Source organism: Roseateles sp. YR242 (assembly GCF_900109745.1).
Lineage (GTDB): Bacteria > Pseudomonadota > Gammaproteobacteria > Burkholderiales > Burkholderiaceae_C > Roseateles.
Genome location: NZ_FOAV01000020.1, coordinates 60561 through 73410, shown reverse-complemented (window position 1 = coordinate 73410; position 12850 = coordinate 60561). Strand labels below are relative to the sequence as shown.

Here is a 12850-nt window from a genome sequence, read left to right as displayed (position 1 = left end):
ATTGCTGCCCTGGCGCATCGACCTCGCGGCCTGAATCGCTTCTACCCCGACAACTCGTTGGCGCCAAGGGCGCAGTTCATTGACCGCTTACGTTCCTGAAGCAGGAGCGCCAGAGCGACAGCCTCATCGCGGCCTTGGGTTACGCGAGCTTCAGCCTGGCGATGGCGCTGGGGCGGTTTGGTGGGGACTGGGTACGGGCCCGAGTGGCGCCCGTTCGCCTGATGATGTACAGCGGAGCACTCGGTGCGCTGGGGATGACGGCGGCGCTGGTGGTGCCCGTGGAGGACGTGGCTCTGGTCGGCTTTGCGCTGGTGGGGCTGGGGATGTCCAACGTGGTGCCGGTGTTGTTCAGTGCCGCATCAAAGATCCCTGGAGTGGCGCCTGCGCATGGCATCGCGGCGGTATCCGGGATGGGCTATCTGGGCATCATGGCCGGGCCACCGATGATCGGATTTGTCGCGGAGCACAGTTCGTTGACCGTGGGGCTGGGCTGTGTGGTGCTGTTCGCCATCTTCATGGCGCTGGCAGCACCGCGGGCGTTGAAGTCTGCGGCGCCTGTTTGAGAGCGTTGTAGGTGATCCGCCCTCACGCGGATCGGGCGAAGCCAGCGGGCCGCATCGGGCGTTCCCGTCGTGCCAGGCATCGCGGGCCTGCGTAGAGTACGAACTGACAGCGGAACTCGAGCTTCGCTGTTCATGCTTCTCTCTCGCATGGTCCGTCCCTCTCTCCCTCTGCGGACGGACAATTTTTTGAGCCCTGGTCGCAAGACCAGGGCTTTTCTTTTTGCGCGTTGGCGCCCCCAGACCCTGCGTAGGTGATCCACCTTCGCATGGATCGGGAGAAGCCAGCGGCATTCGTCGGGCAATCGCGTCGTGCCAGGGAAAGGGGGGCTGCGTAGAGTAGGAACTGACAGCGGAACTCAAACGCTGTTCATGCTTCTCTCTCGCATGGTCCGTCTCTCTCCCTCTGCGGACGGACAATTTTTCGAGCCCTGGTCGCAAGACCAGGGCTCTTTTCTTTTTCAACGCCGGGGTTCAGCGCCGCTCGAGGTTGGGCAGCAGCGCGGTGATGATGCCCAGCAGCGGCAGGTATGCGCACAGCTCATACACCTGACGGATGCCGTAGTGGTCCGCCACCAGGCCCAGGCCCGCTGCCGCGATGCCGCTCACCCCGAACATCAGGCCGAACATCAGCCCGGCAATCAGCCCCACACGGCCCGGCACGAGCTCCTGCGCATAGACCACGATGGCCGAAAACGCCGAGGACATGATCAGGCCGATGAACACGGTCAGCACACCCGTCCAGAACAGGCCCACATGCGGCAGCAGCAGCGTGAGCGGCGCCACGCCCAGGATGGACGCCCAGATGACGTACTTGCGCCCAATGCGGTCACCCACTGGCCCACCGGCAAACGTGCCGGCCGCCACCGCGGCGAGGAACAAGAACAGATAGAGCTGGGCCGCCTGGACCGACAGATGGAATTTGTCGATCAGATAGAACGTGTAATAGGTGCTCAGGCTGGCCATGTAGATGAACTTGGAGAACACCAGCAAGGCCAGCACCGCCAGCGCCAGGGCAATGCGGCGGTTGCTCAGGCCATTGGCCTTCACCGCCCCCTTGTGGCCTCGCGCCGCCTGATGGCGCACCGTCCACCCGCTGACCCGATACAGCACGGCAATGGCCAGCACCGCAAACAGCGTGAACCAGCCAATGGCGCCCTGGCCACGCGGAATGATGATGGCCGCTGCCAGCAACGGCCCGAACGCGGACCCCGCGTTGCCGCCCACCTGGAAGCAGGACTGGGCCAGCCCGAAGCGCCCACCGGAGGCCATGCGCGCCACACGGGAGGCCTCGGGATGGAAGGTGGACGAACCCACACCGATCAGCGCCGCCGCACCCAGCAGCAGCGGGAAGCTGTTGACCACCGACAGCAGCGCCAGCCCCACCAGGGTGAAGATCATGCCGGTGGGCAGCAGGTAGGGTTTGGGATGCTTGTCCGTGTACAGGCCGATCCAGGGCTGCAGCAGCGAGGCTGTCAGTTGGTAGACCAGCGAGATCAGCCCCACCTGCGTGAAACTCAGCCCGAATTGCGTCTTCAGCATCGGGTAGATCGCCGGCAGCGTGGCCTGGATCAGGTCATTCAGCAGGTGCACAAACGCCACGGCGCCCACGATGGGCATGACCAGGGAGGGAGCGCTGGGACCTGCCGGAGCGGCAGACGGCGGCAGAGTGTTGGGAACGGTGCTCATGTCGGATCGGCAGTCTGCCGGTAGCCGGGCGAGGCGCCCTGTCGGCAGGGGGATCAAGGGCCTGCCAGTCTAAGTTGGCGGCTTGTCGCCAACTTGCCAACGTCTGTCGCCAAACGGCCAACTTGCACCAAATTGGGCGATGAGCAGCTCAGTAGCCCCTGGTTTCGGCCGGCCACAGCCCTTGCTGCACCTGTTCCCGCGCCCGCGCCTCTTCTTTCATGAGCCGCCCGTTGGCGATGTAGCGCACCAGCCAGGGCAGGGTGCGGACATGGGCGCCGCCCGCCACGGCCGGCACGTAGGCCTTGGCGCATTTTTCGAAGAGCTCGGCATTCATCGCCAGCCGCGAAGGCGTCATGCCCAGCAGCAGCACCTGCCCGGCATGCAAGGCCACATTGCTGCCTTGCGCCAGGGAACGGCGCAAGCCGGCGTCGTCGTCGCTGGCCGCGCCCATGCGGCCCAGCTGCCGGATCTGCTCATCAAAGACCGCGGGCATCCGACCCCCAAAGGCTTCGAGCTGGCGGCCAAAGGCTCCCCCACCCCACAGCACGGCGCACACGTCATCGCGCAAGCGGTAGGTGCGCCGATGTGTTGTGAGAGCCGCCGTCAGCGGCACAGGGGCGACGTCGTCCACCGGCAGGCCGAGCCGACGGGGCTGCGCATCTGACGCCGTGCCCCACAGCATCACGCGTTCGCCGGGAATTCGCAGTGACAGCGTGTCTGTCTCGGCCGGCATCAAGCCCCGGGATACCAACCGGTGGCGCAGGGCGAACCATTGATTCTCCATGGCGCGTCGCCTCACACCAGCGCGAAGACGTCGTCGAACCGGTTGAGCGCGTCGTCGATGATCTCGTCGGTATCCGCCAGGCTGGTGTAGAGCCGGCTGCCGGCCACGGAGATCAAGCCGTGCGTGGTGAAGGCTGCCCCCATCTCTTCCATCATGTGCTTGCGTCGCTTGGCCTCGTCCTTGGCGCGGATGAGCTTCCACAGGCTGCTGGTGTCCAGCAGCAGCACGCCGGAGGTCTGCAGGTGCACGATGGAGCCGAGGTTGTAGGCCACGTACGGCAGGCCGCGCCGCTGGATGATCTCGTCCAGCCCGCGTCGCAGCCGGTCGCCGGCGCGGCCGGCCACGGCCGGGGCATGGGTGCGTTCGGTCTCCAGCAGGGCGTGGTACCCGGCCACGCAGCTCAGCGGGTTGGCCGACAGCGTGCCGCCCACAAAGGCGCGGCGCGAGGTGGTGCCGATGCCTCCCACCAAAGACATCATGATGTCCTTGCGTCCGCCGATGGCCCCCGCCATGGGATAACCGCCGGTGAGGCACTTGCCCAGCACGGTGAGGTCCGGGGTCACCCCGAAGTAGCCCTGCGCACCGCCCAGGCCGGCGCGAAAGCCTGTCACCACCTCGTCAAAGATCAGCAGCGCGCCGAACTCATCGCACAGCGCGCGGACCTGCGCGTTGTAGTCCTTGTGCACCGGTCGGGTGCCGCTCTCCGGCCCGAAGGGCTCCACCAGCACGGCTGCCGTGCCGCCGCGCAGGCGGTTCCAGCGCAGCAGGCGGCGTAGTGCCTCGGGATCGTTGGGCAGGCACTCCTGCGTGTTGCCGGTGGCGCCGCGCGGGATGCCGGTGGCCTCCATGCGGCCCGTCTTGGGCAGGCGCATGCCGTAGACCAACGGGTCGCTCCAGCCGTGATAGGCGCCACCAATCTTGATGATGCGGTTGCGCCGGGTGAACGTACGCGCCAGGCGGACCGCCCCCATCACGGCTTCGGTGCCGGAGCCCAGCATGCGCAGCATCTCCACACCGGGCATGTGCCGGCAGACCAGCTCGGCCAGCTTGACCTCGTACTCATGCAGCAGGCCGGTCACCGGCCCGCAGTCCTCCAGCAGTGCCTGGACGGGCCGCCGGACGGCCTCCGGGTTGCTGCCCAGCAGCGTGGGCCCGCCGGCCTGAAGAAAGTCAATGTAGCGGTTGCCGTCCACGTCGGTCAGCCAGGCGCCGTGGGCGCGAGCAAACGCCAGTGGGAAGGGGTGGTTGAACGCCAGGTTGTGCTGCACGCCCCCGGGGATGACGGAGGCCGCGCGGGCCGCCAGCTGTTTGGAGCCCGCGCAGTGGTCGTCAAACCAGCGAAGCACCTTGGGCATGGCGTCCGGGCGGATCGGGCGCATGGGTTGGTTGACCAGGGCGGCCAGGCGTTCGTAGAGGGCGTGGGTGTCCGGCCAGGCGGAGACCGCCCATGCATCGCTGGCGGCGTCGGTTGCCGAAGGGGAGGGGACGGTCCCCGCCGGGGCGCCTGCCAAGGCGGGTACGCCATCGGCGCGGCTGGCGCTGGAGGGCGTGGTGCTGGCGGAGGCAGCGGTGGCCGCCCCCGATGTGCCGGGGACAGGGGGCGTGACAGAGGCCAGAACAGGGGCCAGAACAGGGGCCTGAGCCGGGGCGGTGTTGCGACCGGCCAGTTTGGTGTCTTGATTCATTCGATTGCCTACCTTCGTATCCGATCTGCGGCCCGCCTGACGGGTCAGGCCCCATCGTTCGCCCCTGCCAGCAGCGCGCTGACAGGCGCCAGCCGCGCCATCATGCCCGGTTCACGCCGGCCGCGATCCGCCAGCCGGGCAGCCAGGTGGTCGCAGGCCAGGCGTTCCAGCTGCTCCACCGCCGCCAGGGCAGCCGTACTGTCGCGCCCACAGCAGATGACGCCATGGTTGCGCAGCAGCCAGGCCTGCCGCTGCGGGCGCACAGCCCGGGCGAGTTTGCCTGCCAACCAGGACGTGCCCGATGGCGCATACCCCACCACCGGCACCTCCGTGCCCAGCATGGTCTGCAGCGCTGGCGGCACCACCAGGGGTTCACCGATCAGGGCACAGGCGCTGGCCAGCGGCTGATGGGTGTGGATGGTGCAGCCTACGTCCGGCCGTGCGCGCATCACCCGGGCGTGCAGGCCGGTTTCGACAGAGGGAGGCCGTGCGCCATCCACCAGCGACAGGTCGGCCAGGCGCAGCAGACAGACATCCTCCGGCTGCATCACCAGGTAGTCGGTTGCCGAGGGGGTGACCGCCACCAGCGTCGGGTCGATGCGCAGCATCAGGTTGCCGCCAGTCCCTGCAAAGTAGCCACGCTCGGAGAGGCGAAGGCATAAGCCCACCACCGCCTGCCGTGTGTCGGCGTGCATCATGCGGGGGCTCCCGCCGCCGGCACGCGGTTGAGCCGGTGGTAGAGCGGCGCGAGGCGAGTGCGGATCTCCTTGAAGGCCTCGAACTTGTCGCCATACAGGCGGCTGAGCGCGGCGGCAGGCTCATAGATCTGGCGCGTGCGCCGCAGCGACGGCAGGTCCTCGAAACGCAGGGCCTGCGTACCGACGCCGGCCAGGAAGGCCGCGCCAATGGCATTGGCTTGAATTGGCTGCGCCAGCTGCCGGATGGGCTGGCCGGTCACGTCCGCAAGAATCTGGCACCACACGTCGCTCTGCGCGCCACCGCCCACAGCGGCAATGGTGCCAGGCGAGCGGCCCAACAGGCGGCCAAACGGCTCCATCATCCAGCGCGTGTTCAGGGCCACGCCCTCGAGGAAGGCACGGAAGATGTCTTCCCGCGAATGCTCCAGCGAGAGATTGATCAGCCCGGCGCGCAGCAGCGGATCATCCACCGGGGTGCGTTCCCCAAACAGCCACGGCGTATAGATCAGGCCCCGCGAACCTGGCGGCACGCGAGCGGCAATCTTGTTGAGCAGTTCATAGACGGCGGGGTGCTCGTCGTCACTGGCGAGTTCGTCGTGGTGGTAGAGGATGCGGTCCCGCAGGAAGGACAGATTGGCGCCCGCGGTGGATTGCAGTGCCAGCGCCAGGTAGCGGTGGCGCACCGCGCAAGGCACGGCGGCGATCTTGTGGCGCACGTCGGTGCGCATATTCGGCACATGGGCGCCCAGCCAGGACGAGGTGCCCAAGTACAGGTGGGTCTCGAAGTCCGGCACGGCGGCGCTGACGGCCACTGCCGAGGTGTCCACCGCACCCGCAATGACCGGCGTGGTGAGCGGCAGGCCCAGGTATTGGGCCACGGCTGGCAGCAGCGGACCCAGGACATCGGTGGACTGCACGATCTCCGGCAGCTTCTCGGCGTCCAGCCCCAACAGGCGGATGAGGCCGGCGTCGTAGTGCACGCGCCCCGGATCACGGTTGTTGGTGACCCAACTGGTCAGGATGGAATCCTGCGTGGCACAGAGCCGGCCACAGAGCTTGAAGTTCAGAAAGTCGAGGGCGTTGAGAAAACGGTGCGTGGCCTCGTAAACCGCCGGCATCTCGTCGCGGATGTAGGCCATGTGGCCCGCGCTGTCGCGGCCCGTGGCGGACGGCGCGCCGCCGGTGAGGCGGAGCCAGCGCCAAAGCTTGAGCGGCCCGTAGCCCTCGATGTTGAGCCAGCGCCCCCGGGCCCGCCGGGCGATGGCGGCAGCACCGCGCGCGTCCAGCCAACTGAAGGCACGGCCGATGGGCTGGCCGTCGCGGCCCAGGCACACCGTCACCTCGGTCTGGGTCGAGCAGCACACGGCCACTACCCGCTGCCGTCGTTCGGCGTCCGGCGCCAGCAGTTCGCTGGCGGCGTCCAGCAGGGCCTGCCACCAGGCCTGGGGGTCCTGCTCGGCCTGCACGCCCTGCACATGCAGGGCGACGGGGCGGAAGGCCCAGCCTTGCACCTCCCCGCCGAGGGTGACCAGTGCGCATTTGCAGCCCGAGGTGCCCAGGTCGACGGCCAGTACCAGAGGCTCCGCGGCTGAGGTCATCAGAACTTTCGGCCGACGGCCACGACCAGGCGGTCATCGTCCTGGCGCTTCCAGCCGTCGCCATCCGGAATCATGAACAGCTCCTGACGATGCGTGCGCGTGGTGACCCAGTCGGCAGAGAAGGTGAAGCCCCAACGTTGATGGCTCACTCCGATGGAATAGTCGCTGAAATCCGCCTCCTTGAAGTGGCGGATCTTCTGTGTGCCGGCATGCAGGTTGAGCGTGGTGGTGGGGGTGAGGTCGTATTTGTAGTTGATGTCGTAGAGCATGCTGCCGCGCGAGTTCTTGTCGCCACGCAAGTAGCACTCGATGGCAGGCGTCGGGTCTACGGCGGCCACCAGGATCTGGCCGCAAACGCCCCCGGTGTCCGCGCCGCGATAGGTACGCGAAATCACGTTCAGGATGCGGCCTTCCAGCTTGCCCCAACCGAGCTCCAGCACGGCGTAGGCGGTGTCGTAGCGGGTGCGGCGAAAGTCCAGCGGTTCACCCGCTTCCAGGTCCAGGCTGTGCGGTGCATCAAAGCGGGCGCCCGGAAAGAACTCCTTGGCCACCCCCACGCCGAAGTGCCAGCTGTCGGGGTCGCCCCAGCGGTAACCCGTGGCCAGCAGGAGGTTCACACCATCGGAATCCGTGAAGGCCTTGTCGCTGACGGTGGAGAGTTGCGCCAGGGCGATCACGCCGGATTCATGCGCCAGCTGCAGATTCAGCTGAACGGAGGGCTTGCGGCCGGAATCGGAGATGCCGCGGTTGCGCAGGTCGGAGAGCAGCTTCACCTCGGTGTCCACGGCCATGGTGGCGGTGCCGCTGGTGTCGGCCCAGGCGGAAGGGGCAGCGAGGGCGGCCAGCGTGGTCAGCGTGGACAGGGCGGCGACCGCCAGGGCGGAGCAGCGGCGGTGCCCACGCCGGTGCTGATGTTGATGCTGGTGGCGCGGGCCGCGTTTCAGGGCAGGGGTCTTGCGGGTCATGCAACTGCTCCTTGTGGAGGGATGTTCAGGATTTGCAGACAGGTGTCGCGGGCAGCTCCGTCACACGGCGCATCTGCTCGGTCTGGCCCAGGATCTCGGTGCCGATGTAGGCCCGGATGTAGAGGTCGCCGCTTTTCACGCGCAGGGCGCCCTTGTATTTCTTCTTGTCGCGCGGGTCGTAGACCCAGCCGTCGCGCCAGGCGTCGTTCTCGTATTTGTCGAGCTGGGCGATCTGGACGCCGCAGGTGTCTGCCGGCTTGCCGGCATCCTTGTCCCACACGATGCGGCCGCACAGCGCGGTGGGCTTGTCCGCACAGGGTTTGAATTCGATCACTGCGCCGCCGTCCGCGCTGAGCCAGAGGCCTTTGGCGTCCTCCGGGCTGGCAGCCCAGGTGGGCGGGCAAAGCAGCAGCACCAGGGCCGCAGGGAGCGCATGAAAGGGGCGGAGACGGGCGGGGCGCGCAAGCTTGTGGGGAGACATCGCGGCTTCTCCAGAGGGTGGGGCCCTCGGTGGTTTTTTGGTAGTGATGGCTATCGTAGCGATGACTACCTTCGTTGTTCTGGGGACAAACCCTGGCCGCTGCTTTGAAGGATCAGTCAGCGGCCATTCGTCGGCGAAGCCGGGTGAGCGGAAGCGTCAGGGCCGCCAGGACAGCGAAGGCCGTGGCGACCAGGGGCACGGGCGCCACCTCGTCCCCGGTCACCATCAGCGAGGCCACCAGCGGGCCGAAGGCGCTGCCAAACAGCTGTGCCGCCGGTACCAGTGCGGCCACCTGGCCGCTGCCATCCACGCGGAAAGCCAGACCCATCTGGAAGGGCAGCATGAACAGCCAGGTGAAGGTGAAGACCGCGCACAGCCCAGTGAACAGGAGCGTGCCACCGTGGGCGGTGCGCACCACGCCGAAGGCAGAGAGCCCCAGCGCCAGACAGCAGACCAGCAAGGTGGCGTGGATAGGCAGGCGCTTGACCAGCCAGGTGCCCACGCTGCCGCCCAGCACCTGCATGCCCAGGCCGGCGGCAATCAGTGTCTGCACGGCCACCGGAGAAAACCCAGCGCGCGTGCCCAAAGGCTCCGCATACGCCCAGAACGCGCCCAGCGTGGCGAGCTGGAGAAACACGGCAAGCAGGGCGCCCAGGCGCGGGCGTGTCCATGTCATGCCCACGCCGGCCTGGCTGGCCGTCGGTGTCAAGGGGCCAAGCGGCCGCGCGAAGAGGGCGGCGAGGGTCGCCACTCCCACTGCGAGAACAGCCAGTAGCTCGAACCCGCCGCGCCATCCGGCCGTCGGGATCACCAGATGGGCGAGTGCCAGCCCCAGCAGGGCCTGGGCCAGGGTCTGGATGACGAAGAACAGGCCGGCCAGCCGTTCGGGTGTGGAAGCGCGGACGATGACGGCGGTGGTGCTCCACACCAGCAGCCCCTCAGCCAGACCGGCACCCGCGCGTACCAACCCCAATGCCAGGTCTCCCTGCAACTGAGTGGTCAGCAGATCCATGCCTGCCGCCAGCAAGGCGGCGAGGGCGGTGATGGGGCGCAGGTGGCGCACGGACAGCCGCATATCGCCGATCAGCACCCCGGCACCCAGCGCCACGATCTCCCCCATCGCTACCAGCCCCACGCCTTCCAGCGTGACGTGGCCGGCCTCCAGCAAGGCACCCAGCAGCAGGGGTTGCAGGCCCAGCATCAGCAACGCGACGGATCCCACGGCGATCGCCAGAATCTGCGCGCCACGACCGGTGTATCTGGATGGCTCCATCACGTGTCCCATGGATGCGTGATCCGGGCCAGCGCTGCGGGTGAGCGGCGCACAAATCGGCCTGGAATATGGAGGACTATCTTATAGTCATGGCTATCGTTGTGGTGGTGACGGCGGGCTCGGGAGATTCCCTCAAAGGGTCGGCCCGGCGGTTCGCCAGGCTGCCGCACCGGACGGCTCACAATCAGCTGCTAGTGGCCCGGGCGGAAAGCTGCGCGGGCCGTTGATCACCCCAGACCGAGGCACCCGCCCGAATGCCGACCACGCGCCGCAAGACTGTCGCCGCCGCTCCCGGAGCGGCGCTGTCCACCGCTTCTTCCACCGCTTCTTCCACCGCCTCTTCGACCGCCTCTTCCAACGGCAAGTCCACGGCCATTTCAACGGGCGCCGGCTCTGCCATGCCCTCCGCCATGCTGTCACCGGATCTGGCCACCAAGCTCCAGCCGGCCCAGCAGCGGGCCACAGAAACCTACGAACGCTTGTTGGAGGCTGCGGCGCAGACGCTGATCGAAGTGGGCATTGAGCGCCTGTCGACCAACCTGGTGTGTGAACGGGCAGGCGTGTCACCACCGGCGCTGTACCGGTATTTCCCTAATAAATATGCACTGCTGCATGAGCTGGGGCAGCGGCTGATGCAGCGGCAGAACGAATGTGTGGCTCGGTGGATGTCCCCGGAGGTGATCCAGGGCGGCGTGCCGGCGCTGGAAGCCGCATTGACCGGGCTGCTGCTGGAGACCTATGAGGTGACCCGCCGCACGGAAGGCGGCGTGTGGATCATGCGGGCCATGCGAGCGGTGCCCGCCTTGCAGGAAGTGCGGCTGGCTTCCCATGCGGCGGTGACGGAGGCGCAGGCCCAGTTGTTGATCAAGGCCTTGCCAGGGGCCAAGCGGTCTGAACTGAAACTGGCCAGCCGGATCGTGGTGGAGCTGATGTACGCCACGGTGGAAATGCTGTTCGACGAGACACTCAAGCCCAAGGACGTGGCGCGGATTGCGGCGAGCATGATGGCGAGCCATTTGGCGAGGGTGATGCCGGGGTAGCAAGGTCGGGGGGGGCAGGTCGCTGCCGAAGCTCCTCGCCAAATCTGATGATGCCCGGGTACACGCCACACGCACAAGATGGCGTTCATCACGCCACGGTGGCGTGCAGGCAGCCGGGGTCGGCAGAAGAAGAGGGGCGCCATGTCTTCCAGACGCAGAGCACTTGTCGCAGCGCTCATCGTGCTGATTCCCGCGATCACCGGGGTCTCCGGCCAGCCGCCGGCCGAGATTGAGGTCGTGGCGGACCAGGGCTGGACAGAGGCGCAACGGCAGACCTGGTATGGCATTTCCCAGGGCTCCCGGCTCATTCCCCTGGACTGGCTGCAGGCCCTGGAGCAGGCCGATTCGGCGCAGGCTTTCCTGTCTCCGGAACATGTCCAGAAGTTCCGTTTCCTGCCGTCGGCCAGCACGGCGGCCTCCGCGCCGCTCCCCTTGGGCTTTGCCCTGGATGCGCAGAGCGATGAATGGTTAGGTGTCACGAAGCTCCGCTGGCGCAAAGGCCAGGGCGATCGTGCCGCCTGGGTGGGCATGAATTGCGCAGCCTGCCACACCGGCGAACTGGTCTACCAGAACCTCAGGCTGCGGATTGAGGGCGCTCCCGCGCTCTCTGACTTTCAGGGCTTCCTGAATGCGTTGAACCGCTCACTGGATACCACCAGAAGCGACGCGGAGAAGTGGAGCCGCTTTTCTGCCAGGGTCCTCGGCGCAACACCGGATGATGAAAGCAAGGCACTGCTCGCCGACGCATTCAGCAAGTTTCAGGCTTGGCAGACCCAGGTGGAAAAGGCCAACCACGCGTCATTGCAATACGGCTTTGCGCGCGTGGATGCCTTCGGCCACATCTACAACAAGGTACTGCTGCGGGTTAAGGCAAACGACCAGCCCTTCAATCCGTCGGACGCGCCAGTCAGCTATCCCTTCTTGTGGAATATCCACCAGCAGGACCGCGTGCAGTGGAACGGCAGCGCACCGAACGTGCCCGTCAGTCCAACGCTGGATATCGGTGCGCTCGCTCGCAACGTTGGCGAAGTCACTGGCGTGTTCGCCGACGTGACAGTGCTTCCTGTGGGGCCGGCCGTTCTGGGTTATCCCACCAGCGCGAATGTCGACAGCCTGTTGACCATCGAGCGGCAAGTCGCCCAGTTGAAGCCACCTGTATGGCCCACCCAGTTTCCGCCCATCGATGTTGATAAATGGGAGGCCGGAAAGAAGCTGTTCCACACCGCTTGTGCCCGATGCCATATCGAGGACCTGCGTCGTGACGACCTGACCCGGCGGTTCAAGGTCACCATGACTCGGCTCTCCGGACCCGAGGCCATTGGCACCGACCCCTGGATGGCCTGCAACGCCTACACCTACTCCGGCAACACCGGAAAGCTTCAGTTCACCGCCAAGAAGTTCTTCCCAGTCTCGTGGTTGTATGGCGAGAAGGCGCCTGTCTCGGACTTGCTGGGCACGGTGGTCATCGGGTCGATCTGGAACCGGGGCCGCGAGGTGATCAGCGACCTGGATACCCAGCTGAAGAAGGTAAATGCCTTCGACATGAAGCAAGTCCCGGCCGATGTGTTGCCCCTGACCACCAAGGCGCTGAGCCAGACGCTCGTCTTTGGCGACCAGGCCAAGTCGCTATCGGCGGACAAGGCGTCGCGCCTGAAATTCTGCATCACCAAAAACAGCGAGCTGCTGGCTTACAAGGGGCGGCCGCTGCTGGGCATCTGGGCCACAGCGCCCTACTTGCACAACGGCTCCGTGCCGACGCTCTACGACCTGCTTCTCCCCCCCGCCAATCGGCCCACGCGGTTCAGCCTGGGTACCCGGGAGTTCGATCCGCAGAAGGTGGGCTATGTGAATGAGCATTCCGAAGCGCCGTACCTGACGGAACAGGCCAAGGTGGACAACACCTTTGTATTCAAGGTCTCCGACGACAGCGGCGTGCCCATCGCCGGTAACTCCAACCTGGGCCATGACTATGGCAATGCGATGTTCTCGGACGCGGACCGATGGGCGTTGGTGGAATACATGAAAGCAGCGAATGCGGTGAAGGTCGGGGGCAAGGTGGTGCCTTGACCTCGACCCG

Annotated in this window: 11 protein-coding genes; 3 read left to right on the top strand and 8 right to left on the bottom strand. The window is 66.7% G+C overall.

The features are described 5' to 3' along the window. Nucleotides 1–134 precede the first annotated feature (134 nt). Nucleotides 135–563: an MFS transporter gene (locus BMY53_RS23965; protein WP_092949469.1), complete on the top strand. Its 429-nt coding sequence runs from the start codon at nucleotides 135–137 to the stop codon at nucleotides 561–563. 471 nt (nucleotides 564–1034) lie between these two features. On the opposite strand, the gene BMY53_RS23960 is transcribed toward BMY53_RS23965, so the two are convergent. The 8 genes from BMY53_RS23960 to BMY53_RS23925 form a co-directional block, all read right to left on the bottom strand. Continuing rightward, the gene (locus tag BMY53_RS23960) at nucleotides 1035–2180 is read right to left on the bottom strand and encodes an MFS transporter (RefSeq protein WP_218151300.1); all 1146 of its coding nucleotides are present in this window, start codon (nucleotides 2178–2180) and stop codon (nucleotides 1035–1037) included. 217 nt (nucleotides 2181–2397) lie between these two features. Further along, nucleotides 2398–3033, bottom strand: coding sequence for a hypothetical protein (locus BMY53_RS23955; RefSeq protein WP_092949465.1), 636 nt, complete (start codon nucleotides 3031–3033; stop codon nucleotides 2398–2400). A gap of 11 nt (nucleotides 3034–3044) precedes the next feature. Further along, nucleotides 3045–4718 carry an aspartate aminotransferase family protein gene (locus tag BMY53_RS23950; protein ID WP_255370358.1) on the bottom strand — a complete coding sequence of 558 codons (1674 nt, stop codon included), beginning with the start codon at nucleotides 4716–4718 and terminating at the stop codon, nucleotides 3045–3047. A 44-nt stretch (nucleotides 4719–4762) separates the two neighbouring features. Further along, nucleotides 4763–5416, bottom strand: a complete 654-nt coding sequence (locus BMY53_RS23945; RefSeq protein ID WP_092949463.1) for a class II aldolase/adducin family protein — start codon at nucleotides 5414–5416, stop codon at nucleotides 4763–4765. Continuing rightward, entirely contained in the window at nucleotides 5413–7014 is a 1602-nt protein-coding gene (locus BMY53_RS23940; RefSeq protein ID WP_092949461.1) for a xylulokinase, read from the bottom strand. Before BMY53_RS23940 ends, BMY53_RS23945 begins: the two co-directional genes overlap by 4 nt. Next, nucleotides 7014–7979, bottom strand: a complete 966-nt coding sequence (locus BMY53_RS23935) for a TorF family putative porin (RefSeq protein WP_255370357.1) — start codon at nucleotides 7977–7979, stop codon at nucleotides 7014–7016. Before BMY53_RS23935 ends, BMY53_RS23940 begins: the two co-directional genes overlap by 1 nt. 25 nt (nucleotides 7980–8004) lie before the next feature. After that, nucleotides 8005–8460, bottom strand: coding sequence for a DUF2147 domain-containing protein (locus BMY53_RS23930; RefSeq protein WP_092949459.1), 456 nt, complete (start codon nucleotides 8458–8460; stop codon nucleotides 8005–8007). Between the two features lie 112 nt (nucleotides 8461–8572). Further along, entirely contained in the window at nucleotides 8573–9733 is a 1161-nt protein-coding gene (locus tag BMY53_RS23925) for an MFS transporter (RefSeq protein WP_092949457.1), read from the bottom strand. A 254-nt stretch (nucleotides 9734–9987) separates the two neighbouring features. Here BMY53_RS23925 and BMY53_RS23915 point away from each other — a divergent pair, with 254 nt between their 5' ends. Both BMY53_RS23915 and BMY53_RS23910 read left to right on the top strand, forming a co-directional pair. After that, complete coding sequence (locus BMY53_RS23915) at nucleotides 9988–10773, top strand: TetR/AcrR family transcriptional regulator (RefSeq protein WP_255370356.1); 786 nt, start codon at nucleotides 9988–9990, stop codon at nucleotides 10771–10773. Nucleotides 10774–10914: 141 nt separating this feature from the next. Continuing rightward, on the top strand, nucleotides 10915–12840 hold the full coding sequence (locus tag BMY53_RS23910; protein WP_143074220.1) for a di-heme-cytochrome C peroxidase: 1926 nt from the start codon (nucleotides 10915–10917) through the stop codon (nucleotides 12838–12840). Nucleotides 12841–12850: the final 10 nt, after the last annotated feature.